The organism is Arenimonas terrae (assembly GCF_006265115.1).
Taxonomy (GTDB): domain Bacteria; phylum Pseudomonadota; class Gammaproteobacteria; order Xanthomonadales; family Xanthomonadaceae; genus Arenimonas; species Arenimonas terrae.
Genome location: NZ_SMDR01000001.1, coordinates 1,098,844 through 1,120,103, shown reverse-complemented (window position 1 = coordinate 1,120,103; position 21,260 = coordinate 1,098,844). Strand labels below are relative to the sequence as shown.

Here is a 21,260-nt window from a genome sequence, read left to right as displayed (position 1 = left end):
CTCCAGGAAACCGGGAGCCGGCGGCTTGCGCCGGCTCCCTTTGAACGGTCGTGAGCGTGTGTCCGCGCTGCCTTACGGCATGGTCGCGGTGTACTGCACCTGGCCGTTGTACTGGCCGGCGCCGACGACGGTGTCGTTCTCGTACACGTAGCTCCAGGTCGCGGTGCGGTCGGTACCGCGGGCGCCGACGTTCGGGGCCACGGCAACCGGCGCGCTGACGCCGTTCTCGACCAGGGTCGGGGCCGTGATGGTGCCGGTCGCCGTGGTGGTCGTGATCTGGGTGAAGGGAATGGTCTCGCCGCTGGCCAGGTCGGTCAGCGAGGTGCCGGTGGTGTTGGCGGTCAGGTTGATGGCGCCGCCGTTGCCGCGCAGGGCGACGTCCACGGCCAGGCCACCGGTGCGGGTCACGGCGGTGCCGTTGCCGACGTTGGCCGCGGCCACGTCGAACACGACCTGCTCGATGCCGGCGCCGGCCGGGCCGACGCGGAAGCTCAGGAAGCGCGGGATGTTGACCTGGAAGTTCAGGCGGGCGCTGGCGGTGGTCGGGGCGGCGGCGGTGGAGAACTGCGACTCGGCGAAGGCCGGGGTCACGGCGACCAGACCGAGGGACGCCAGGCCGGTGAGGGCGAGGCCTCGGATGACACGGACGGTATTCATCTTGATTGGATTCCTTGAGTTTGCGTGGTGATACGACTGGACTGTTGGGGACATTCCGGGTCGGATCACCGACCAGGGGCTCGCAAGGCTGCGGCAGGGAGGCAAATGCAGAAACCGTGCCAAGTCCCCCTGCAGGGGGAGGGGGGGGGGTCGAAAGTGAGGCTTTGGTCACATTACGGACTGCGGCGGCCGCACGCAAAGCGAAGCGGCCGCCGGCCACGCCGTCCCCAAGGCAGGGCGTGATTGCCGACGAACGGCATTTTTCCGGGTCTGGGCGGGTCCGGAATGTGACGCGGAGCGTCACATTTCCTAGTGGCCGGTCACACTTCGAGCGAGGCGAGGTCGCCCTTGGCCTCGAGCCAGGCCTTGCGGTCGCCGGCGCGCTTCTTGGCCAGCAGCATGTCCATCAGGCCGCGGGTGGCGTCGGCGTCGTCCACCGTCAGCTGCACCAGGCGGCGGGTGTCGGGGTGGATGGTGGACTCGCGCAGCTGCACCGGGTTCATCTCGCCCAGGCCCTTGAAACGGGTGACGTTGACCTGGCCGCGGATCTTCTCCTTCTCGATCCGGTCCAGCAGGATCCGCTTCTCTTCTTCGTCCAGGGCGTAGAACACCTGCTTGCCCACGTCGACGCGGAACAGCGGCGGCATGGCCACGAAGATGTTGCCGGCCCGCACCAGGGCCGGGAAATGGCGCAGGAACAGGGCCGAGAGCAGGGTGGCGATGTGCAGGCCGTCGGAATCGGCGTCGGCCAGGATGATGACCTTGCCGTAGCGCAGCCCGTCGATGTTCTCCACGCCCGGGTCGCAGCCAATGGCGACGGCGAGGTCATGCACTTCGGTCGAGGCCAGCACCCCGGAGGACTCGACCTCCCACGTGTTCAGGATCTTGCCGCGCAGCGGCAGGATCGCCTGGAACTCCTTGTCCCGCGCCTGCTTGGCGCTGCCGCCGGCCGAGTCGCCTTCGACCAGGAACAGTTCGGTGCGGCCCAGGTCCTGGCTGATGCAGTCGGCCAGCTTGCCGGGCAGGGCCGGGCCCTGGGTGATCTTCTTGCGGGTGACCTGCTTTTCGGTCTTCAGCCGGGCCGAGGCGCGGTCGATCGCCAGCTGGGCGATCTGCAGGCCGGTCTCGACGTGCTGGTTCAGCCACAGGGAAAACGCGTCGTGCGAGGCGCCCTCGACGAAGGCCGCGGCCTGGCGCGAGCTCAGCCTTTCCTTGGTCTGGCCGCTGAACTGCGGGTCGGTCAGCTTCAGGCTGAGCACGTAGCTGACGCGGTCCCAGACGTCTTCCGGCGCCAGCTTCACGCCGCGCGGCAGCAGGTTGCGGAAGTCGCAGAACTCGCGCAGGGCATCGGTGAAGCCCGAGCGCAGGCCGTTCACGTGGGTGCCGCCCTGGGCGGTCGGGATCAGGTTGACGTAGCTCTCCTGCACCAGCTCGCCCTCGGGGACCCAGGCCACGGCCCAGTCCACCACTTCGTTTTCCTTGCCCAGGTGGCCGGTGAACAGCTCGGCCGGCAGCAGGTCGCGGCCGGTGAGTTCGCCGCGCAGGTAGTCGCGCAGGCCGTTTTCGTAGAACCATTCGTTGCGCTCGCCGCTGGCCTCGTCGAACAGCTTCACGGTCAGGCCCGGGCACAGCACGGCCTTTGCGCGCAGCAGGTGGCGCAGGGCCTTCACCGCGATCTTGGGCGTGTCGAAATACTTCGGGTCCGGCCAGAAGCGCACGCGCGTGCCGGTATTGCGCTTGCCGACGGTGCCGATCACTTCCAGCGGCGAGCTGCGGTCGCCGTCGCGGAACTCCATGCGGTATTCGTTGCCGTCGCGCTTGATGAAGACCTCGGTCTTCTTCGACAGCGCATTCACCACGCTGACGCCGACGCCGTGCAGGCCGCCCGAGAAGGTGTAGTTCTTGCCGCTGAACTTGCCGCCCGCGTGCAGGCGCGTGAGGATCAGCTCGACGCCTGGGATCTTCTCCTCCGGGTGGATGTCCACCGGCATGCCGCGGCCATCGTCCGAGACCTCGACGCTGCCGTCCGCGTAGACCGTCACCTCGACCGTCTTCGCGTGCCCGGCCAGGGCCTCGTCCACCGAGTTGTCCACGACCTCCTGGGCCAGGTGGTTGGGCCGGGTGGTGTCGGTATACATGCCGGGGCGGCGCTTGACCGGGTCCAGGCCCGAGAGGACTTCGATGTCGGCGGCGTTGTAGCGGGTGTTCATCAGGCAGGGGGCTCGGGGCGGGTGGTGGCGCGAGGCCCGCAGGATGGGCGCCGGGGCCGGGGTGGTCAAGCCGGGCCGGCCGCCCCGGCGGCGCAAGCCCTTGATCGCGAAAAGTTTCTCGCCGTGGGACGGCCGAGCCGGTAGAATGCGGTTTTCCAGCGCCCCCAATCCCCATGACTCGTCTTATCTTCGTTACCGGTGGCGTGGTGTCCTCGCTTGGCAAGGGCATCGCCGCGGCCTCCCTGGCCGCCATCCTGGAGGCGCGCGGCCTGCGCGTGACCATGATGAAGCTCGACCCCTACATCAACGTCGACCCGGGCACCATGAGCCCGTTCCAGCACGGCGAGGTCTATGTCACCGACGACGGTGCCGAAACCGACCTCGATCTGGGCCACTACGAGCGTTTCCTGCGCACCCGCCTGAGCCGCAAGAACTCGGTCACCACCGGCCGCATCTACGAGAACGTGATCCGCAAGGAGCGCCGCGGCGACTACCTGGGCGGCACCGTGCAGGTCATCCCGCACATCACCGACGAGATCAAGCGCGCCATCTTCGAGGCCACCGACGGCTTCGACGTCGGCCTGGTCGAAATCGGCGGCACGGTCGGCGACATCGAGTCGCTGCCGTTCCTGGAGGCGATCCGCCAGATCCGCACCGAACGCGGGCCGGACCAGGCGATCTTCATGCACCTGACCCTGGTGCCCTACATCGCCGCCGCCGGCGAGCTCAAGACCAAGCCGACCCAGCATTCCGTCAAGGAACTGCGTTCGATCGGCATCCAGCCCGACATCCTGGTCTGCCGCAGCGAGCAGCCGCTGCCGGACTCCGAGCGCCGCAAGATCGCCCTGTTCACCAACGTGCACGAGAAGGCGGTCATCAGCTGCGTGGACGTGGACAACATCTACAAGCTGCCGCTGTGGCTGCACAGCCAGGGCCTGGACGAGATCGCGGTCGAGCGCCTGCGTCTGGAAGACAAGGCCAAGCCGGCCGACCTGTCCGAGTGGGAGGCGGTGGTGGACGCGGTCGAACACCCGGTCGACGAGGTCACCGTCGCCGTGGTCGGCAAGTACATCGACCACCAGGACGCGTACAAGTCGCTGTCCGAGGCGCTCAAGCACGGCGGCCTGCGCCAGCGCACGCGCGTGAAGCTGCGCTGGCTCGAGTCCGAGCAGGTCGAGAAGGAAGGCGTGAAGGTGCTCGAGGGCGTGGACGCCATCCTGGTGCCCGGCGGCTTCGGCGACCGCGGCTTCGAGGGCAAGGTGCTGACGGCGCGGCACGCGCGCGAGAACAACATCCCGTATTTCGGCATCTGCTATGGCATGCAGGCGGCGGTGGTGGACTACGCCCGCCACGTCGCCGGCCTGGCCGGCGCCAACAGCACCGAGAACGACCGCAACAGCCCGCATCCAGTCATCGGCCTGATCACCGAATGGCGCACGGCCACCGGCGAGATCGAGCGCCGCGACGAGAAGTCCGACCTGGGCGGCACCATGCGCCTGGGCCTGCAGGACCAGCGCATCAAGCCCGGCACCCGGGCGCGCGAACTCTATGGCAAGGACGTGGTCGGCGAACGCCACCGCCACCGCTACGAGTTCAACAACCGCTACCGCACGCAGCTCGAGGATGCCGGCCTGGTGATCAGCGCCAAGTCCATGGACGACCTGCTGGTGGAAATGGTCGAGCTGCCCAAGCATCCGTGGTTCGTCGCCTGCCAGGCCCATCCGGAGTTCCTGTCCACGCCGCGCGACGGCCATCCGCTGTTCATCGGTTTCATCCGCGCCGCCCGCGAACACAAGGCCGGCGGCCGGCTACTGAAGGAGGCGAGCGCCTGATGGAACTCTGCGGTTTCAAGGTTGGCCTGGACCAGCCCTTCTTCTTGATCGCCGGCCCCTGCGTGATCGAGTCCGAGCAGCTGCAGCTCGATGTCGCCGGGCAGCTGAAGGAAATCACCGGCCGACTCGGCATCCACTTCATCTTCAAGTCCAGCTTCGACAAGGCCAACCGAACCTCGGGCACCAGCTTCCGCGGCCCGGGCCTGGAAGCGGGCCTGAAGGTGCTGGCCGAAGTGAAGCGCCAGATCGGCGTGCCGGTCATCACCGACGTGCACGAATACACGCCGATGGACGAAGTGGCCTCGGTGGTGGACGTGCTGCAGACGCCGGCCTTCCTGTGCCGGCAGACCGATTTCATCCAGAAGGTCGCCAGCGCCGGTCGCCCGGTCAACATCAAGAAGGGCCAGTTCCTGTCGCCCTGGGAGATGAAACACGTCACCGACAAGGCGCGCGCCACCGGCAACCCGCAGATCATGGCCTGCGAACGCGGCGCCAGCTTCGGCTACAACAACCTGGTCTCCGACATGCGTTCGCTCAGCGTGATGCGCGACACCGGCTGCCCGGTGGTGTTCGACGCCACCCATTCGGTGCAGCTGCCCGGCGGCGCCGGCGGCAAGTCCGGCGGCCAGCGCGAGTTCGTGCCGGTGCTGTCGCGCGCGGCCATGGCCGTGGGCATCAGCGGCATCTTCATGGAAACCCATCCGGACCCTGACAAGGCGCTCAGCGACGGCCCCAACGCCTGGCCGCTGCCGAAGATGGAAGCGCTGCTGTCCACGCTGCTCGAAATCGACCGCATCACCAAGAAGAACGGCTTCCTGGAGGACACGCTGTGACGCGTACCCGGTGGAGCGTGCTGGCGGCGATGCTGCTGTGCGTGGCCTGCTCGCGCCAGGACGACTCGCCCGAGGCCGTGGCCAAGCGCCAGACCGACGCCGCGGCGACCAACATGCTGGTCGAGCTGTCGGGTGCCTATCGCCCCTACGAAGCCTGCGTGACCGCTGCGCTGCAGTCGCGCCAGGATTTCAACGGCCGCCTGCCCGAGATGATCGTGCAGTCGGGCCTGGGCGACAGCCTGCAGCAGATCTCGCGGCGCTACCTGGCCCAGTCCGCGGACCTGGCCGCGCTGGACGAGACCGCACGGGTCGCCGCGACCCGCCAGACCCTGCTGGCCCTGGGCGGTTTTGCCGCCGCTCCCGGTCAGCCGCCTCCCGAACAGGTCCGTCGCCAGATGGCGATGATCGAGGTCATGCAGGTGATGGCGTCGGCGACCTCGGTGCAGTGCAGCCCTTCTGACAACCTTTTGAGCTGGATGGAACGTGCCAACAATGAATATCTCTAAAGTCCACGCCCGCGAGATCCTCGACAGCCGCGGCAACCCGACCCTCGAAGCCGAAGTCACGCTGGCCAGCGGCCATGTCGGCCGCGCCGCGGTGCCCTCGGGCGCGTCCACCGGCACCAAGGAAGCGGTGGAGCTGCGCGACGGCGACAAGAGCCGTTACCTGGGCAAGGGCGTGAAGAAGGCCGTGGCCAACGTCAACACGACGATTGCCGACGCACTCAAGGGCTTCGATGCCGCCGACCAGGCCGGCCTGGACCGCAAGCTGATCAACCTCGACGGCACCGAGAACAAGGGCCGCCTGGGCGCGAACGCGCTGCTCGGCGTATCGCTGGCGAACGCGCACGCCGTCGCCGCCGCCAGGGGCCTGCCGCTGTGGTCGCACCTGGCCGGCAGCCGCGCGGCGGTGCTGCCGGTGCCGATGATGAACATCATCAACGGCGGCGCGCATGCCGACAACAACGTCGACATGCAGGAATTCATGGTGCTGCCCGTGGGCTGCGACAGCTTCGCGGAGGCGCTGCGCTGCGGCACCGAGATCTTCCATTCGCTCAAGTCCGTGCTCAAGGGCAAGGGCCTTGGCACCGCGGTCGGCGACGAGGGCGGCTTCGCGCCGGACCTGAAGTCGAACGAGGAAGCGATCGAGGTCATCCTCGAGGCGATCGGGAAGGCGGGCTACAAGGCCGGCGAAGACGTGCTGCTGGGCCTGGACGTGGCCAGCTCGGAGTTCTTCGAGAACGGCAAGTACAACCTGGTGGGCGAGGGCAAGCGCCTGACCCCGGAACAGTTCGTCGATTTCCTGGCCGGCTGGAGCGCGCAGTACCCGATCATCACGATCGAGGACGGCATGGCCGAGAACGACTGGGCCGGCTGGAAGCTGCTCACCGAGCGCCTGGCCAGCAAGGTGCAGCTGGTCGGCGATGACCTGTTCGTGACCAACCCGAAGATCTTCAAGGAGGGCATCGACCAGCACGTGGCCAACGCCATCCTGATCAAGGTCAACCAGATCGGCACGCTCACCGAAACGCTGGAGGCCATCGCCATGGCCGATGCCAACCGCTACGCGGCCATCGTCTCGCACCGCTCGGGCGAAACCGAGGACACCACCATCGCCGACATCTCGGTCGCCACCACGGCCACCCAGATCAAGACCGGCTCGCTGTGCCGCAGCGACCGCGTGGCCAAGTACAACCAGCTGCTGCGCATCGAGGAAGCGTTGGGCGCCAAGGCCCGCTACGCCGGCCGCGACGCCTTCGTCAGCCTCAAGCGCTGAGCCGACGCCCTTGCGCCGCTGGTGGGTCCTCGCCCTGCTCCTGCTGGCCTTCGCGGCCCTGCAGGCGAAGCTGTGGTGGGGCGAAGGCGGCCTGGGCGAGGCGCGTGAGCTCCAGGTTCGGGTAGGCGAGCAGCGCAGCGAAAACGCCCGCCTGCAGCAGCGCAACGATGCGCTGGAGGCCGAGGTCGAGGACCTCAAGTCGGGCGAGGCCGCGGTCGAGGACCGCGCCCGCAGCGAGCTGGGCATGATCAAGCCGGGCGAGACCTTCTACCGGGTGGTCGATCCGGACGCGACGAAACAACCCGACGTCGACGCCGAAGCCGGAACCGGCGCGGACCCGGCGCAATGACCTGGGCCGTCGTGCCGGCCGCGGGCCAGGGCCGCCGGTTCGGCGGCGAAACGCCCAAGCAGTACCTCACGCTCGCCGGGCGTCCGTTGATCGAACACAGCCTGCTCGCCGTGCTCTCACACGACGACGTCGACGGCGTGATGGTCGCGGTCGCCGCCGATGATCCCTGGTGGCCGGGCTGGCGCGAGCTCGGCGGCAAGCCGGTGCTGACCTGCGTCGGCGGCGGCGAACGCGCCGATTCGGTGCTCGCCGGCCTGCAGGCCCTGCCGGCCAGCGTCAGCGAAGACCAGTGGGTGCTGGTGCACGACGCCGCGCGCCCCTGCCTGCATGCCGACGACCTGGCGCGCCTGCTCGCGATCGGCCAGGCGCATCCGGTCGGCGCGCTGCTCGCAGCGCCGGTGCGCGACACGCTCAAGCGCGCCGACGCCACCGGCCACAGCCAGTCCACCGAACCGCGCGACGGCCTGTGGCGCGCGCTGACGCCGCAGTTGTTCCGCCGCGGCGGCCTGACCCGCGCGCTGCTGGCGGCGCTGCATGCCGGCATCAAGGCCACCGACGAGGCGATGGCGCTCGAGCGCCTGGGCCTGCGGCCGTGCCTGGTCGAGGGGCGCGAGGACAACCTCAAGGTCACCACGCCCGCCGACCTGGCGCTGGCGGAATTCATCCTGTCACGGGCAGGAAAGGCACCGGTCACATGAACAGCGGCATCCGCATCGGCCAGGGTTACGACGTGCACGCCTTCGGCGAGGGCGACCACGTGGTGATGGGCGGCGTGCGCATCGCGCACGAGCGCGGCGTGCTGGCGCATTCCGACGGCGACGTGGTGATCCATGCGCTCTGCGACGCCCTGCTGGGCGCGCTGGCACTGGGCGACATCGGCGTGCATTTCCCGCCGTCCGACCCGCGCTGGAAGGGCGCCGACAGCCGCGTGTTCCTGCGCCATTGCGGCGCGCTGCTGGCCGAGCGCGGCTGGCGCCTGGGCAATGCCGACATCACCGTGGTCTGCGAACGCCCGAAGGTGGCGCCGCACGCCGCGGCGATGCGCGCCCACCTGGCCGCCGACCTCGGCGTCGACGTCGACGCGGTCAGCGTCAAGGCCACGACATCCGAGAAGCTCGGTTTCACCGGCCGCGGCGAAGGCCTGGCGGCGATGGCCGTGGCCCTGCTGGTGCGCGCGTGAGCGGCCGGCCGCGGGCGTTCGGCCCGCCGGCGCTGCAGGCGGTGTTCCGCAGCCGGCCCGAAGACTTCCAGGTCGAGGAAGTGGACGGTTTCGAGCCGGCGGGGCAGGGCGAACACCTGCTGCTGACGGTCGAGAAGCGCGGCATGAACACCGCGCACGCGGCCAAGCGCATCGCGCGCTGGGCCGGCATCCCCGAGATGGGCGTCGGCTACGCCGGCATGAAGGACCGGCACGCGGTGACGCGCCAGCGCTTCTCGGTGCATTTCCCCAAGCGCGTGGCGCCGGACCTGGACGGCCTGGTGTCCGACGACCTGCGGGTGCTGGGCTCGGTCTGGCACAACCGCAAACTCCCGCGCGGTGCGCTCAAGGGCAACCGTTTCGTGCTGGTGCTGCGCGAGCTCGAGGGCGAGCGGGCGGCGGTCGAGCAGCGGCTGCAGGCGATCGCCGGTTCCGGCCTGCCCAACTTTTTTGGCGACCAGCGGTTCGGACGCGACGGCGACAATGTCGAGTCGGCGCGGCGCATGTTCGCCGGCCAGCGGGTGCACCGCGACCAGCGTTCGATCTACCTCTCCGCGGCGCGCTCGGAACTGTTCAACGCCGTGCTGTCGGCGCGGGTGGCCGACGGCAGCTGGGCCGCGGGCGCCGAGGGCGAGGTCTGGATGCTCGACGGCAGCCAGAGCGTGTTCGGGCCGGAGCCGGTCAGCCCGGCCCTGGCCGAGCGGGTCGCCCGCCAGGACATCCATGCCACCGGGCCGATGTGGGGCCTGGGCGAACTGCGCCCGACCGGGGCGGTGCGCGCCCTCGAGCTGACCGCCGTCGAACCCTTCGCCGACCTGCGTGCGGGGCTGGAGGCGGCGGGCCTGAAGCAGGAGCGGCGGGCGCTGCGGGTGCGCGTGGACGGCCTGGCCTGGACCTGGCCCGAATCCGGCTGCCTGCAGCTGGAGTTCGGCCTGCCGCCGGGCGCCTATGCCACCGGCCTGTTGGCCGAACTGGGCGAGGTGCGGGAAGCACGTCCGGAGTGACGAAACGGCAATTCCGGCACTTGCAGCCGGCAACGCCGGGAGTACGCTCATGGCGCGGTTGTCCTGCCCTAAGGAGGTCGCTATGAACACCGCCTGCAAGTGCATCAGCCTTGTCGTTGGCAGCCTGCTCCTGATCGGCTGCGCAAGTACCGGAACGGCCCAGATGGCCCCTGACAGCGCCCGGGACCCGGCGTTCAGCTATGACCGCGATTACATGGCCGCCGTCGAAAAGGCGTCCAAGGCCGCGGGCGTGGACGTCGTCTGGGTCAATCCGCCGCGCAATCGCGATCGCGACAAGCCCTGAGGCCTAGGCCGTAGGCCCCTGCTCGCCCGCCCGGCGGCGGGCGAGCAGGACGAGCACCGCCCCGGTCCCTCCCATCGCTTCCGGCGCGGAGGCGAAGGCCAGGACGTCCGAGCGCTGCCGCAGCATCCGGTCCACCAATGCCTTGAGCACCGAGCCGCCTTCGACGGCGCGCAGCCCCTTGCCGTGGATGATGCGCACGCAGGCCAGGCCCTCGGCCCGCGACTGGGCCAGAAACTCCCGCAGCCACCTCTCCGCCTCGTGCGCCCGCAGTTGGTGAAGGTCGAGTTCGCCGCCGATGCTGTACTGGCCGCGGCGCAGCGTCTTTAGCACCTTCTCCGGCACTTCGTCGCGCCGGTAGGCCAGGGCCTCGGCGGCATCGATGGTGGCTTCCATCCAGGCGGCGGTGCGCGACTGGGCCAGCGCTTCGGCCTCGTCCCGGACCTGCATGCGCGGCTCCGGGGCCGGACGTGGCCGCTCCGGCGGAGCGGGCGCCGGATCCAGCGGCCGCACCCCGTCGATCGACCCGCGGAACAGGGCGGCGTCCTCGGCGCTGATCGCGGGCGGTTTTTTCTTCATGCGCGAAGCCTAACCCGGCGAGGGTGACCGCGAGGTGGCCGCGTGGGCGGGTGCATCCGTTATCATGGCCTCCTTTCCGCGGGACCCCTGATGCGCGTACTGGTGAGCAATGACGATGGCGTGGAAGCCCCCGGCATCCGCGTCCTGGCCGAGGGGCTGCGCGCCGCCGGCCACGAAGTGACGGTGGTGGCGCCCGACCGGGACCGTTCCGGCGCCAGCAATTCGCTGACCCTGGACGCGCCGATCCGGGTCAAGGAAATCGCCGAGCGCGTCTGGCGCGTCGGCGGCACCCCGACCGACTGCGTGCACCTGGCCCTGACCGGCATGCTGGCCGAAGACCCCGATATCGTGGTGTCCGGCATCAACAGCGCCGCCAACCTCGGCGACGACGTCATCTATTCGGGCACCGTCGCCGCGGCGATGGAAGGCCGCTTCCTGGGCCTGCCGGCGATCGCGATGTCCCTGGTCACCCACGAATCCTCGGCCCGCCACTACGACACCGCCGCCCGCGCCGCGCTCGAGATCACTGCCCGCCTGCTGGTGGACCCGCTGCCCGCCGACACCATCCTCAACGTCAACGTGCCCGACCTGCCCTGGGACGAAGTGCGCGGCTACGAGGTCACGCGCCTGGGCCACCGGCACCGCGCCGAGGCCTGCATCGAACAGGTGGACCCGCGCGGCCGGCCGTTGTGGTGGATCGGCCCGGCCGGTCCCGAGCAGGACGCCGGCCCTGGCACCGACTTCCACGCGGTGCGCACCGGCCACATCTCGATCACCCCGATCCACGTCGACCTGACCCGCTACCAGGCGCTGGAAAAGGTCGCCAGCTGGGTCGGCGGACTCGGCGAAGGACTGAAGCCATCCGCATGACGCCCCGTTTCCACAGCCAGCCCGCCAGCCAGGGCCTGGGCATGACCTCGCAGCGCGCGCGCGACCGCATGATCGAGCGCCTGCGCGCCGAAGGCGGCATCAACGACGAGCGCGTGCTCACCGCGATGCGCACCGTGCCGCGCCACCTGTTCATCGACGAGGCGCTGGCCAGCCGCGCCTATGAAGACACCGCGCTGCCGATCGGCAACGGCCAGACCATTTCCCAGCCCTGGGTGGTGGCGCGCATGACCGCCGCCCTGATCGAGAACGGCCTGCCCCAGCGCGTGCTCGAGGTCGGCACCGGCTCCGGCTACCAGGCCTCGGTGCTGGCGACGCTGGGGCTCGAGACCTACAGCGTCGAGCGTATCGAAGAGCTGTTGCGGGTGGCCCGGCGCCGCTTCCGCAACCTCGGCCTGAACGTGCGCACCAAACACGACGACGGCCGCGCCGGCTGGCCCGAATACGCGCCCTTCGACGGCATCATCGTCACCGCCGGCGCCGCCGCGCTGGACCAGGCGCTGTTCGACCAGCTGCCCGAAGGCGGCACCCTGGTCGCGCCGATCGGCGCCGCCAACGGCCAGCGCCTGCTGCGCATCCGCCGCGTGGAAGGCGAGCTGGTGCGCGAAGACCTGGGCGGCGTCGTATTCGTGCCACTGCTGCCTGGGACGCTCTGATGGAACTGTTCCGTCCGTGGTACGTGCGCGCCCTGGCCTGGTCCCGGCATCCGCGCGCGCCGGCGCTGCTGACCGGCCTGAGCTTCATCGAGGCGATCTTCTTCCCGATCCCGCCCGAAGTGATGCTGGCGCCGATGTCGCTGGCCCAGCCCAGGCGCGCGTTCTGGTTCGCCACGCTCAGCCTGGCGGGGTCGATGGTCGGCATGTTCATCGGCTACGCGCTGGGCTATTTCGCGGTCGAGCTGGCGATGCCGCTGGTGGAGCGGCTGGGTTACGCCGCCGAATTCGAGAGCATCAAGCAGCAGGCGGCCGAAAATGGTTTCTGGCTGCTGCTGATCGCCGGCTTCACACCGATCCCGTTCAAGGTGTTCACGATCGCCTCCGGCGCCGTCGGCATGCCGCTGCTGCCGTTTTTCTTCGGCGCGCTGATCGGTCGCGGCAAGCGCGTGTTCCTGGTCGCCGGCGCCATCCGCCTGGGCGGCGAGCGCGCCGAGAAGGCGCTGCACAAGCACATCGAGCCGGTGGGCTGGGCCGCCCTGGTGCTGCTGGTGGGCGTGGTGGCCTGGCTGTTTCTGCGGGGGCAGGGCGCATGAAGGCTGGCGCTATCATCGGCACGTCCCGACCCCCGACTCCGCGCATGCCCCGTCCGCTGATCCGCGTCCTGCTGCTCCTCGCCTTCACCGTGCTGCTGTCGGCCTGCGGCCATTCGCGCGTGGTCAAGCGCGAGGGCGCGCGCCCGGAGCGGCCGGCCAGTTCGGCGCCAGTGCGCTCCGCGCCGCGGGCCGAACGGGGCGACGTTTACCTGGTGCGCCAGGGCGACACGATGTACGGCATCGCCTTCCGGCACGGCCTGGACTACCGGGAAGTCGCGGCCTGGAACCGGATCCCGGCGCCCTACACGATCTATCCCGGCCAGCGCCTGACGCTGCGCGGACCGCGTGCCGCGGCGCCCGCGGCCGGCACATCGGTCACCGGCATGCCGGCCTCGCCCCGGCCGGGCGCGCCGACGCCGAACGGGCCCGCCATCTCACGGCCGCTGCCGCCGGGCAGCGGTGCACCCGGTCCGGCCGTGGCCGCGGGCACGCCGCCCGTCGCGAGTCCGACGCCCCCGGTTCCGGCCGTGGTTCCCGGTCCCGCCAATCCGGCGCCGGTCGCGGGCCAGGTCCCGGTCGCACCGGCGCCTTCGTCGAACCCGCCGGCCCCGGTCGCCGCCCCGGTCGCGCCGCCCTCGGCGGTCAGCGCCAGCGGCTGGCGCTGGCCGGCCCAGGGGGCCCTGGTCGGCCGCTTCGTCGCGGGCGACCCCAAGCGCCAGGGCATCGACATCGCCGGCAATGCGGGCCAGCCGGTGTTCGCGGCCGCCGATGGCGTGGTGGTGTATTCGGGCGCCGGCCTGGTCGGCTACGGCGAGCTGATCATCGTCAAGCACAGCGACGAATGGCTGTCGGCCTATGCCCACAACCGCCGCCGCCTGGTGACCGAAGGCAGCGCGGTGAAGGGCGGGCAGCAGATCGCCGAGCTCGGCCGCAGCGGCACCAGCCGCGACATGCTGCACTTCGAGGTGCGCCGCAACGGCAAGCCCGTGGATCCCCTGCAGGTGCTGCCACCGCCGTGAAATCCGGGGTCAGAGTCCATTTATCCGGCGCGAATGCGCCGGATAAATGGACTCTGACCCCGGATTTCAGCCGGGCAGCAGGAAGGCCACGACCACGCGCCGGCCTTCGGTGGCCAGCACGTTGAAGGTGCGCGCGGCGGCGGCGCTGTCCATCACCTCGATGCCGATGCCGCGCGTGAGCAGGGCGGCCATCACCGCCGCGGACGGGAAACGCTGGCGCGGGCCGGTGCCCAGCAGCACCAGGGCCGGCTGCAGGGCGAGCACCGCGTCCATGTCGGCGGGCTGCAGGTCCGCGGCCGAGGTCGGGCGCCAGTCCTGCACCAGCTGGTTGGGGGTGAGCAGAAAGCTGGTGCCGATGGTTTCCTGGTTCACCAGTACGCCCGCGTCGCTGACGCCGCGCAGTACGTAGAGGAAGTCCGGGTTTTCCTGCGACAGCTGCACCGGTCGCCCCCGGGTCAGGCCTTCGGAAGCACGATCAGCGGCTTGTCCTGGCTGCGGCGGTAGAGCACGGCGATGTTGCCGATGCGGGCCACCAGGGCGGCGTCGGCGCGCTCGCACAGCAGGCCGATCCACTCGTCGCGCAGCTCGCGGTCGCCGGCGGCGACGCGGACCTTGATCAGCTCGTGGCGCTCGAGCGCGATGCCGGCCTCGGCCACCAGGTTGTCGGTGATGCCCTTGGCGCCGACCAGGATGACGGGCTTGAGGTCATGGGCCAGGCCGCGCAGGTAGCGCTTCTGGGGATTGCTGAGGACGGCGGCCATGACGTTCCGGACGGGTTCAAAAGGGGGCGTAGGGTATCATGGCGGCCACTCCGCCCCGCCGACGGCGTCCCGTCGAACCCCATGGCCCGCAGCAAAAGCAGCCCCCGCTGGCTCGAAGAGCACTTCGCCGACCCCTTCGTGAAGAAGGCCCAGGCCGAGGGCATGCGCTCGCGGGCGGCGTACAAGCTCGAGGAGCTGATCGAACGCGACCGGCTGCTCAAGCCCGGCATGGTGGTGGTGGACCTGGGCGCGGCCCCGGGCGGCTGGTCCCAGGTGCTGCGGCGTGACCTGGGCGGCAAGGGCCGTGTGATCGCCCTCGACATCCTCGACATGCCGCCGATCGCCGGCGTGGAGTTCATTCACGGCGATTTCAGAGAGCCGGGGCCATTGTCCCAGCTTGAGGAACTGCTGGGCGGGGCGCCCGTCGACCTTGTGCTTTCCGACATGGCCCCCAATATGACCGGCGTGGATACCGTGGACCAGGCGAGGGCGATGTACCTGTCCGAGCTGGCCCGCGATTTCGCGGATACCCACCTGAAACCGGGCGGAAACTTCCTGATCAAGCTGTTCCAGGGCGAGGGCTTCGATGCCTACGTCAAGGACCTCAGGACCCGCTACGACAAGCTGGTGATCCGCAAGCCGGCGGCCTCCCGCCGCCGGTCGAACGAAGTCTATGCGCTGGCCATGGGCAAGCGCCGAGGAAAGAACTGATGAACGACCTGGCCAAAAACCTCCTGCTCTGGCTGATCGTCGCCGTGGTGCTGATGGCGGTGTTCCAGAGCTTTTCGGCTCCGGTCGGCGGCCCGTCCAGCGAGCTGACCTACAACCAGTTCATCGAGGAAGTGAAGGGCGACCGGGTCGGCAAGGTCCAGATCGCCGACAACGGCCTGGTGATCACCGGCGAGCGCAAGGACGGCAGCCGCTTCAGCACCAGCAACCCGCGCGACGACCGCCTGGTGGACACGCTGCTGGAGAACGGCGTCGAGCTGACTCAGGAGAAGCCCTCCGAGCGCTCGCTGCTGTTCACCATCCTGCTCAACTTCCTGCCGGTGCTGCTGATCATCGGCTTCTGGTTCTTCATGATGCGGCAGATGCAGCAGGGCGGCGGCAAGGGCGCCATGTCCTTCGGCAAGTCGCGGGCCAAGCTGCAGGGCGAGAACGAGGTCAAGGTCACCCTGGCCGACGTTGCCGGCTGCGACGAGGCCAAGGAAGAAGTGGGCGAGCTGGTCGAGTTCCTGCGCGATCCGGGCAAGTTCCAGAAGCTGGGCGGCAAGATCCCGCGCGGCGTGCTGATGGTCGGCCCGCCCGGCACCGGCAAGACCCTGCTGGCCCGCGCGATCGCCGGCGAAGCCAAGGTCCCGTTCTTCTCGATCTCCGGTTCCGATTTCGTCGAGATGTTCGTCGGCGTCGGCGCCAGCCGCGTGCGCGACATGTTCGAGCAGGCCAAGAAGCACGCGCCCTGCATCATCTTCATCGACGAGATCGACGCCGTCGGCCGCCACCGCGGCGCCGGCCTGGGCGGCGGCCATGACGAGCGCGAGCAGACGCTGAACCAGCTGCTGGTCGAGATGGACGGTTTCGAGGGTGGCGAAGGCGTGATCGTGATCGCCGCCACCAACCGCCCGGACGTGCTCGACCCGGCCCTGCTGCGCCCGGGCCGCTTCGACCGCCAGGTCACCGTGGGCCTGCCCGACGTGCGCGGCCGCGAGCAGATCCTGAAGGTGCACATGCGCAAGGTGCCGCTGGACGTGGACGTCGAGCCGGCCACCATCGCCAGGGGCACCCCGGGCTTCAGCGGCGCCGACCTGGCCAACCTGGTCAACGAGGCCGCGCTGTTCGCGGCCCGCGAGAACGCCAAGAACGTGCGCATGGAGCACTTCGACCGCGCCCGCGACAAGATCCTGATGGGCGCCGAGCGCCGCTCGATGGCCATGAGCGAGGACGAGAAGAAGCTGACCGCCTACCACGAGGCCGGCCACGCCATCGTCGGCCGCGTCGTGCCCGACCACGACCCGGTCTACAAGGTGACGATCATCCCGCGCGGCCGCGCGCTGGGCGTGACCATGTACCTGCCGGAAGGCGACAAGTACAGCTACAACCGCACCCACATCGAGTCGATGCTGTGCTCGCTCTACGGCGGCCGCGTCGCCGAGGAGATCATCTTCGGCAACGACAAGGTCACCACCGGCGCCAGCAACGACATCGAGCGCGCCACCAAGATGGCCCGCAACATGGCCACCAAGTGGGGCCTGTCGGACGAACTCGGCCCGATTGCCTACGGCGAGGAGGAGGACGAGGTGTTCCTGGGCCGCTCCGTGACCCAGCACAAGAACGTCTCGGACGACACCGCGCGCAAGATCGACGAAGTGGTGCGCGGCATCCTGGACCGCGCCTATGCCCGGACCAAGGAAATCCTCACCGAGAACATCGAGAAGCTGCACATCATGGCCGAGGCGCTGCTGACCTACGAGACCATCGACGCGCACCAGATCGACGCGATCATGGAAGGCCGCCGCCCGGGCCCGCCCGCCGACTGGGCGAAGTCCGGCCGCATCTCCAAGGACGATCCGGGCACCGGCCCGGCGGCCGGCCCGCTGGGCGGCCCGATGCCGCAGACCTGACCCCGGCTTGCCGTGGTCCACGCGAAAGGCCAGAGTCCGCTCTGGCCTTTTTCTTTGCCCGGGATTCCCATGTTCGACCTGACCCCGCAACTCGACTGCGCCGGCCGCGTGCTGGTCCTCGACCGCCCGCGGGTGATGGGCATCGTCAACGTCACGCCCGATTCCTTCTCCGACGGCGGCGCCCACGACAATGTCGAGGCCGCCGTGGCCCACGGCCTGCGCCTGGCGGCCGAAGGCGCCGACATCCTGGACGTGGGCGGCGAATCCACCCGGCCCGGCGCCGACGAGGTCACGGTCGAGGAAGAACTGCGGCGGGTGATCCCGGTGGTCGAGCGCCTGGCGCGGGAAACCGCGCTGCCGGTGTCGGTGGACACGTCCAAGCCCGAGGTCATGCGCGCGGCGGTCGCCGCCGGCGCGGGTCTGATCAACGACGTCTATGCGCTCCGCCGCGAGGGCGCGCTGGATGCGGCGGCCGCGACCGGCGTGCCCGTGGTGCTGATGCACATGCAGGGCGAGCCGCGGTCGATGCAGGCGGCGCCGGCCTACGACGACCTGGTCGGCGAAGTGCACCGTTTCCTGGCCGAACGCATCTTCGCCTGCGAGATGGCCGGCATCGCCAAGAAGCGCATCGTGCTGGACCCCGGCTACGGCTTCGGCAAGACCACCGCGCACAACCTGCTGCTTTTGCGCCAGCAGTCGCGCCTGCTCGACCTGGGCCTTCCGCTGCTGGCCGGGCTCTCGCGCAAGCGCAGCCTGGGCGAGATCACCGGCCGCGAGGTCGGTGAGCGGCTGCATGCCTCGGTCGCCGCGGCGGTGCTGGCGGCCGAATACGGCGCGCGCATCCTGCGCGTGCACGACGTCGCCGCAACGGTGGATGCGCTCAAGGTCTGGGCCGCGGTCGCGGCACAGCCGTCGCCCAAGGCAGCGGCCGGCAAACCGGTGATCCAGTGGCCCGACGAGGATTGAAGGGCGCCGCGTGATGGCCTGACCACGAGACGGGTGTGGGGGCCGGGGCGGCCAGGATTCGACGCCCGATGCGGCATGTCATCGCGACACCTCTGGTCAATCAATGACCAAGGCTATTGACTCCCGCGCTGCTGCTGGCGCTCCGCGATCCGTCCACAGGACTTCTCCCAGGCTTGTCCACAGGTGCTGTGGATCACGCGCGGAGGCTGGCGAAAAACTGCCCAAAGTCGCTGCGGCCCTTGCCAGGCAAGGCGCTCCGCGATCCGTCCACAGGGCTTCTCCCAGGCTTGTCCACAGGCGGTGTGGATGACGCGGATCAGCCGGTGGCGTGTTCGCGGAAGCGGCGCACGCGCGGATCGATCACGCGGTGCCAGAGCGGCGGCACCAGGGCCAGCACGAACATCGCCGAATAGCCGCCGGGCAGCTGCGGACTGTCGGCATGGTGGCGCAGGATCGGGTAACGGCGTTTCGGGAAGGCATGGTGGTCGCTGTGCCGCTGCAGCTGGAACAGCAGCAGGTTCGACAGCGCGTAGTCCGAGTTCCAGCTGTGCAGGTGGGTGGTGCGCTCGTAGCGGCCGTCTGGGCCGCGGCGGCGCTCCAGCCCGTAGTGCTCGATGTAGTTGATGATCTCCAGTGAGCCGGCGGCGAACAGCCCCTGGAGCAGGAAGAAGGCCAGCCCCGCCGGCCCCAGCCACAGCGCGAAGGCGACGGCGAAGAGCAGCCACAGCAGGGTCCACGCACCCATCTCGTTGCGCCAGTGCGCGGCGGGAAGGCCCAGGCCCCGCAGTCGCGCGGCCTCCAGGCGCCAGGCGTTGAGAGTGTTGCGCCACATCGCCCGCGGCAGGAAATGCCAGAGCGACTGGCCATAGCGCGCGCTCGACGCGTCCTCCGGGGTCGACACGTGCACGTGGTGCCCGCGCAGGTGCTCGATCTTGAAGCCGTGGTAGCCGACGCTGGCCAGCAGCGCGCCGCCGGCCAGGGGTTCCAGCCGGCCGTCCTTGTGGATCAGCTCGTGCGCGGTGTTGATCGCCAGGATGCCGCCGACCACGCCCTGCGACAGCAGCCAGCCGGCGACGCCGGCCGGGCCCAGGCCGGCATGCACCAGCCAGTGCCCCGACCAGGCCAGCAGCGCGAGCTGCACCGGCAGGCAGGCGAGGGTGAGAGCCTTGAACCAGCGGCGCTGCGCCGTCTCGCGTTCGAGTCCGGCGGGCACGTTCTCCGGGTCGTGGCCGAGCAGATAATCCAGCGCCGGCAGGAACACGAACAGGAAGAACAAGGGAAACCAGGCCATCAGGTCGGGCCGCCCGGTGGCCTCGGCCAGCCAGGCCGCCGCCGGCATGAGCGCCGGCACGATGAATACCAGCAGGAAGGCGAGGGCTTTGCCTGGTCGCATCGGCGGGCCTGCGGGTGGGGACCGGCGCCAGCATACGCCCGCTGCGGGCGCCTTCAAGCGGCGGCTCAGGGGAGGGCGCGCCACCGGCGGTACGCGCTAAGCTTGCGCGGCCTCCGCCATCCGACGAGCCGCCATGAGCCAGCTGTCCCCGCTGCACATCACCTTCGCCATCTACATCCTGGGCATGGTCGGCATCGGCTTCGCCGCCTGGTTCTACACCCGCAGCTTCGACGACTACATCCTCGGCGGACGTTCGCTGGGCAGCTTTGTCACGGCCATGTCCGCCGGTGCCTCGGACATGAGCGGCTGGCTGCTGCTGGGCCTGCCGGGCGCGCTCTACCTCAACGGCGTGTCCGAGGTCTGGATCGCGATAGGCCTGGTCGTGGGCGCCTGGGCGAACTGGCGCTACGTCGCCGCGCCGCTGCGCCTGTACACCGAACGCAGCCGGAACGCGCTGACCCTGCCCGACTACTTCACCCACCGCTTCGAGGACCGCGGCAAGCTGCTGCGCGTGCTCTCGGCCCTGATCATCCTGGTGTTCTTCGCAGTCTACTGCGCTTCCGGCATTGTCGCCGGCGCGCGCCTGTTCGAAAGCGTGTTCCAGATCCCCTATGCGCAGGCGATGTGGTACGGCGCGGCCGCCACCATCCTCTACACCTTCGTCGGCGGCTTCCTGGCGGTGAGCTGGACCGACACCGTGCAGGCCAGCCTGATGATCTTCGCGCTCATCATCACCCCGGTGTTCGTGATCCTCGGCCTGGGCGGCCCGGCCGAAAGCCTGGCGCTGGTGGAGCAGGTCGACCCCACCAAGCTCGACTTCTTCAAGGGCGCCAGCGTGGTCGGCGTCGTTTCGCTGCTGGCCTGGGGGTTGGGCTACGTCGGCCAGCCGCACATCCTGGCGCGGTTCATGGCAGCCGAATCGGTGCGCACGATTCCGGCCGCGCGCCGCATCGGCATGACCTGGATGGTGCTGTGCCTGGCGGGCGCGATGGCCGTGGGCTTCTTCGGCATCGCCCATTTCGCCGCCAACCCTGCCGATGCCGGCGCGGTGGCGGCGAATCCGGAGCGCGTGTTCATCGAGCTCTCGACCCTGCTCTTCAACCCCTGGGTCGCCGGCGTCCTGCTTTCGGCCATCCTCGCCGCGGTGATGAGTACGCTGAGCTGCCAGCTGCTGGTCTGCTCGAGCGCGCTGACCGAAGACTTCTACAAGGGGTTCCTGCGGCCTTCGGCGGGACAACGCGAACGGGTCTGGATCGGACGCCTGGCCGTGCTGGGCGTGGCCCTGCTGGCGATCTGGCTGGCGTCGGACCCGGAAAGCCGCGTGCTGGGCCTGGTCAGCTACGCCTGGGCCGGATTCGGTGCCGCCTTCGGTCCGGTCGTGGTGCTGTCGCTGTACTGGAAACGCACCACCCGCAACGGTGCGCTGGCCGGCATGTTGGTCGGCGCCGGCACGGTGATTCTGTGGAAGCAGTTCTTCGCGGAGACCGGCCTTTACGAGATGGTGCCCGGCGTCGCGCTGGCCACGCTGGCCATCGTGGTCGTCAGCCGCATGGGCAAACCTTCGCCAGCGATGGAAGGCCTGTTCGACTCCGTGCAGGGCGAGCTGCGCCGCAGCGGCACCTGA

At 69.8% G+C, this 21,260-nt stretch carries 23 protein-coding genes; 17 read left to right on the top strand and 6 right to left on the bottom strand.

Going from position 1 to position 21,260, the window contains the following annotated elements; translation table 11 throughout:
* Positions 1 to 72: 72 nt before the first annotated feature.
* Together E1B00_RS05420 and parE are read right to left on the bottom strand one after the other, a co-directional pair.
* The gene (locus E1B00_RS05420) at positions 73 to 657 is read right to left on the bottom strand and encodes a hypothetical protein (protein WP_139446404.1); all 585 of its coding nucleotides are present in this window, start codon (positions 655 to 657) and stop codon (positions 73 to 75) included.
* Positions 658 to 977: 320 nt separating this feature from the next.
* A complete protein-coding gene (gene parE, locus E1B00_RS05415; RefSeq protein ID WP_139446402.1) occupies positions 978 to 2,867 on the bottom strand; it encodes a DNA topoisomerase IV subunit B in 1,890 nt (629 codons plus the stop codon).
* A gap of 173 nt (positions 2,868 to 3,040) precedes the next feature.
* On the opposite strand from parE, the gene E1B00_RS05410 reads away from it, so the two are divergent.
* The 9 genes from E1B00_RS05410 (at position 3,041) to E1B00_RS05370 (ending at position 10,163) form a co-directional block, all read left to right on the top strand.
* Positions 3,041 to 4,699 (top strand): CTP synthase, encoded by a 1,659-nt coding sequence (locus E1B00_RS05410; protein WP_139446400.1) that lies wholly within the window; start codon positions 3,041 to 3,043, stop codon positions 4,697 to 4,699.
* Positions 4,699 to 5,532 carry a 3-deoxy-8-phosphooctulonate synthase gene (kdsA, locus tag E1B00_RS05405; protein ID WP_139446398.1) on the top strand — a complete coding sequence of 278 codons (834 nt, stop codon included), beginning with the start codon at positions 4,699 to 4,701 and terminating at the stop codon, positions 5,530 to 5,532. Before E1B00_RS05410 ends, kdsA begins: the two co-directional genes overlap by 1 nt.
* Complete coding sequence (locus E1B00_RS05400; protein ID WP_139446396.1) at positions 5,529 to 6,038, top strand: hypothetical protein; 510 nt, start codon at positions 5,529 to 5,531, stop codon at positions 6,036 to 6,038. The genes kdsA and E1B00_RS05400 overlap by 4 nt, the downstream gene beginning before the upstream one ends.
* Positions 6,025 to 7,308 (top strand): phosphopyruvate hydratase, encoded by a 1,284-nt coding sequence (eno, locus tag E1B00_RS05395; RefSeq protein ID WP_139446394.1) that lies wholly within the window; start codon positions 6,025 to 6,027, stop codon positions 7,306 to 7,308. The genes E1B00_RS05400 and eno overlap by 14 nt, the downstream gene beginning before the upstream one ends.
* Positions 7,309 to 7,318: 10 nt before the next feature.
* A complete protein-coding gene (gene ftsB, locus E1B00_RS05390) occupies positions 7,319 to 7,657 on the top strand; it encodes a cell division protein FtsB (RefSeq protein WP_139446392.1) in 339 nt (112 codons plus the stop codon).
* Positions 7,654 to 8,355, top strand: coding sequence for a 2-C-methyl-D-erythritol 4-phosphate cytidylyltransferase (gene ispD / locus E1B00_RS05385; protein WP_139446390.1), 702 nt, complete (start codon positions 7,654 to 7,656; stop codon positions 8,353 to 8,355). Before ftsB ends, ispD begins: the two co-directional genes overlap by 4 nt.
* Positions 8,352 to 8,837, top strand: a complete 486-nt coding sequence (ispF, locus tag E1B00_RS05380) for a 2-C-methyl-D-erythritol 2,4-cyclodiphosphate synthase (protein ID WP_139446389.1) — start codon at positions 8,352 to 8,354, stop codon at positions 8,835 to 8,837. Before ispD ends, ispF begins: the two co-directional genes overlap by 4 nt.
* The gene (gene truD / locus E1B00_RS05375; RefSeq protein ID WP_139446387.1) at positions 8,834 to 9,859 is read left to right on the top strand and encodes a tRNA pseudouridine(13) synthase TruD; all 1,026 of its coding nucleotides are present in this window, start codon (positions 8,834 to 8,836) and stop codon (positions 9,857 to 9,859) included. Before ispF ends, truD begins: the two co-directional genes overlap by 4 nt.
* Positions 9,860 to 9,941: 82 nt before the next feature.
* Complete coding sequence (locus E1B00_RS05370) at positions 9,942 to 10,163, top strand: hypothetical protein (RefSeq protein WP_139446385.1); 222 nt, start codon at positions 9,942 to 9,944, stop codon at positions 10,161 to 10,163.
* 3 nt (positions 10,164 to 10,166) lie between these two features.
* On the opposite strand, the gene E1B00_RS05365 is transcribed toward E1B00_RS05370, so the two are convergent.
* Positions 10,167 to 10,739 carry a Smr/MutS family protein gene (locus tag E1B00_RS05365; RefSeq protein ID WP_139446383.1) on the bottom strand — a complete coding sequence of 191 codons (573 nt, stop codon included), beginning with the start codon at positions 10,737 to 10,739 and terminating at the stop codon, positions 10,167 to 10,169.
* 90 nt (positions 10,740 to 10,829) lie between these two features.
* Between E1B00_RS05365 and surE the strand changes: the two genes are divergently transcribed.
* From surE to E1B00_RS05345, 4 genes are read left to right on the top strand one after another with little or no spacing between them, the layout of a single operon-like run.
* Positions 10,830 to 11,609 (top strand): 5'/3'-nucleotidase SurE, encoded by a 780-nt coding sequence (gene surE / locus E1B00_RS05360; protein WP_139446381.1) that lies wholly within the window; start codon positions 10,830 to 10,832, stop codon positions 11,607 to 11,609.
* A complete protein-coding gene (locus E1B00_RS05355; RefSeq protein ID WP_139446380.1) occupies positions 11,606 to 12,283 on the top strand; it encodes a protein-L-isoaspartate(D-aspartate) O-methyltransferase in 678 nt (225 codons plus the stop codon). Before surE ends, E1B00_RS05355 begins: the two co-directional genes overlap by 4 nt.
* Complete coding sequence (locus E1B00_RS05350) at positions 12,283 to 12,876, top strand: YqaA family protein (RefSeq protein ID WP_139446378.1); 594 nt, start codon at positions 12,283 to 12,285, stop codon at positions 12,874 to 12,876. Before E1B00_RS05355 ends, E1B00_RS05350 begins: the two co-directional genes overlap by 1 nt.
* Positions 12,877 to 12,920: 44 nt before the next feature.
* Positions 12,921 to 13,895 carry a peptidoglycan DD-metalloendopeptidase family protein gene (locus E1B00_RS05345; protein WP_139446376.1) on the top strand — a complete coding sequence of 325 codons (975 nt, stop codon included), beginning with the start codon at positions 12,921 to 12,923 and terminating at the stop codon, positions 13,893 to 13,895.
* 66 nt (positions 13,896 to 13,961) lie between these two features.
* Here the strand turns inward: E1B00_RS05345 and E1B00_RS05340 are convergent, their stop codons facing one another.
* Together E1B00_RS05340 and yhbY are read right to left on the bottom strand one after the other, a co-directional pair.
* Complete coding sequence (locus tag E1B00_RS05340; RefSeq protein ID WP_139446374.1) at positions 13,962 to 14,336, bottom strand: Mth938-like domain-containing protein; 375 nt, start codon at positions 14,334 to 14,336, stop codon at positions 13,962 to 13,964.
* A 14-nt stretch (positions 14,337 to 14,350) separates the two neighbouring features.
* Positions 14,351 to 14,656: a ribosome assembly RNA-binding protein YhbY gene (gene yhbY, locus E1B00_RS05335; protein WP_139446372.1), complete on the bottom strand. Its 306-nt coding sequence runs from the start codon at positions 14,654 to 14,656 to the stop codon at positions 14,351 to 14,353.
* Positions 14,657 to 14,737: 81 nt separating this feature from the next.
* On the opposite strand from yhbY, the gene rlmE reads away from it, so the two are divergent.
* The 3 genes from rlmE to folP all read left to right on the top strand — a co-directional run bounded on the left by rlmE (position 14,738) and on the right by folP (position 18,243).
* The gene (gene rlmE, locus E1B00_RS05330; protein ID WP_139446370.1) at positions 14,738 to 15,367 is read left to right on the top strand and encodes a 23S rRNA (uridine(2552)-2'-O)-methyltransferase RlmE; all 630 of its coding nucleotides are present in this window, start codon (positions 14,738 to 14,740) and stop codon (positions 15,365 to 15,367) included.
* Positions 15,367 to 17,277 (top strand): ATP-dependent zinc metalloprotease FtsH, encoded by a 1,911-nt coding sequence (gene ftsH, locus E1B00_RS05325; protein WP_139446369.1) that lies wholly within the window; start codon positions 15,367 to 15,369, stop codon positions 17,275 to 17,277. Before rlmE ends, ftsH begins: the two co-directional genes overlap by 1 nt.
* A gap of 69 nt (positions 17,278 to 17,346) precedes the next feature.
* Complete coding sequence (gene folP / locus E1B00_RS05320; protein ID WP_139446367.1) at positions 17,347 to 18,243, top strand: dihydropteroate synthase; 897 nt, start codon at positions 17,347 to 17,349, stop codon at positions 18,241 to 18,243.
* A gap of 316 nt (positions 18,244 to 18,559) precedes the next feature.
* On the opposite strand, the gene E1B00_RS05315 is transcribed toward folP, so the two are convergent.
* Entirely contained in the window at positions 18,560 to 19,636 is a 1,077-nt protein-coding gene (locus tag E1B00_RS05315; protein ID WP_139446365.1) for an alkane 1-monooxygenase, read from the bottom strand.
* 133 nt (positions 19,637 to 19,769) lie between these two features.
* Here E1B00_RS05315 and putP point away from each other — a divergent pair, with 133 nt between their 5' ends.
* Positions 19,770 to 21,260 carry a sodium/proline symporter PutP gene (gene putP / locus E1B00_RS05310; RefSeq protein ID WP_139446363.1) on the top strand — a complete coding sequence of 497 codons (1,491 nt, stop codon included), beginning with the start codon at positions 19,770 to 19,772 and terminating at the stop codon, positions 21,258 to 21,260.

What these genes read in the sequence shown, in the direction of transcription:
- ispF (WP_139446389.1), top strand. Translation starts at nt 8,352, where the DNA reads ATGAACAGCGGCATCCGCATCGGCCAGGGTTACGACGTGCACGCCTTC.
- parE (WP_139446402.1), bottom strand. Translation starts at nt 2,867, where the DNA reads ATGAACACCCGCTACAACGCCGCCGACATCGAAGTCCTCTCGGGCCTG.
- E1B00_RS05355 (WP_139446380.1), top strand. Translation starts at nt 11,606, where the DNA reads ATGACGCCCCGTTTCCACAGCCAGCCCGCCAGCCAGGGCCTGGGCATG.
- putP (WP_139446363.1), top strand. Translation starts at nt 19,770, where the DNA reads ATGAGCCAGCTGTCCCCGCTGCACATCACCTTCGCCATCTACATCCTG.
- yhbY (WP_139446372.1), bottom strand. Translation starts at nt 14,656, where the DNA reads ATGGCCGCCGTCCTCAGCAATCCCCAGAAGCGCTACCTGCGCGGCCTG.
- E1B00_RS05420 (WP_139446404.1), bottom strand. Translation starts at nt 657, where the DNA reads ATGAATACCGTCCGTGTCATCCGAGGCCTCGCCCTCACCGGCCTGGCG.
- E1B00_RS05345 (WP_139446376.1), top strand. Translation starts at nt 12,921, where the DNA reads ATGCCCCGTCCGCTGATCCGCGTCCTGCTGCTCCTCGCCTTCACCGTG.
- ispD (WP_139446390.1), top strand. Translation starts at nt 7,654, where the DNA reads ATGACCTGGGCCGTCGTGCCGGCCGCGGGCCAGGGCCGCCGGTTCGGC.
- E1B00_RS05365 (WP_139446383.1), bottom strand. Translation starts at nt 10,739, where the DNA reads ATGAAGAAAAAACCGCCCGCGATCAGCGCCGAGGACGCCGCCCTGTTC.
- E1B00_RS05410 (WP_139446400.1), top strand. Translation starts at nt 3,041, where the DNA reads ATGACTCGTCTTATCTTCGTTACCGGTGGCGTGGTGTCCTCGCTTGGC.
- E1B00_RS05370 (WP_139446385.1), top strand. Translation starts at nt 9,942, where the DNA reads ATGAACACCGCCTGCAAGTGCATCAGCCTTGTCGTTGGCAGCCTGCTC.
- surE (WP_139446381.1), top strand. Translation starts at nt 10,830, where the DNA reads ATGCGCGTACTGGTGAGCAATGACGATGGCGTGGAAGCCCCCGGCATC.
- E1B00_RS05315 (WP_139446365.1), bottom strand. Translation starts at nt 19,636, where the DNA reads ATGCGACCAGGCAAAGCCCTCGCCTTCCTGCTGGTATTCATCGTGCCG.
- eno (WP_139446394.1), top strand. Translation starts at nt 6,025, where the DNA reads ATGAATATCTCTAAAGTCCACGCCCGCGAGATCCTCGACAGCCGCGGC.
- ftsH (WP_139446369.1), top strand. Translation starts at nt 15,367, where the DNA reads ATGAACGACCTGGCCAAAAACCTCCTGCTCTGGCTGATCGTCGCCGTG.
- E1B00_RS05350 (WP_139446378.1), top strand. Translation starts at nt 12,283, where the DNA reads ATGGAACTGTTCCGTCCGTGGTACGTGCGCGCCCTGGCCTGGTCCCGG.
- folP (WP_139446367.1), top strand. Translation starts at nt 17,347, where the DNA reads ATGTTCGACCTGACCCCGCAACTCGACTGCGCCGGCCGCGTGCTGGTC.
- kdsA (WP_139446398.1), top strand. Translation starts at nt 4,699, where the DNA reads ATGGAACTCTGCGGTTTCAAGGTTGGCCTGGACCAGCCCTTCTTCTTG.
- rlmE (WP_139446370.1), top strand. Translation starts at nt 14,738, where the DNA reads ATGGCCCGCAGCAAAAGCAGCCCCCGCTGGCTCGAAGAGCACTTCGCC.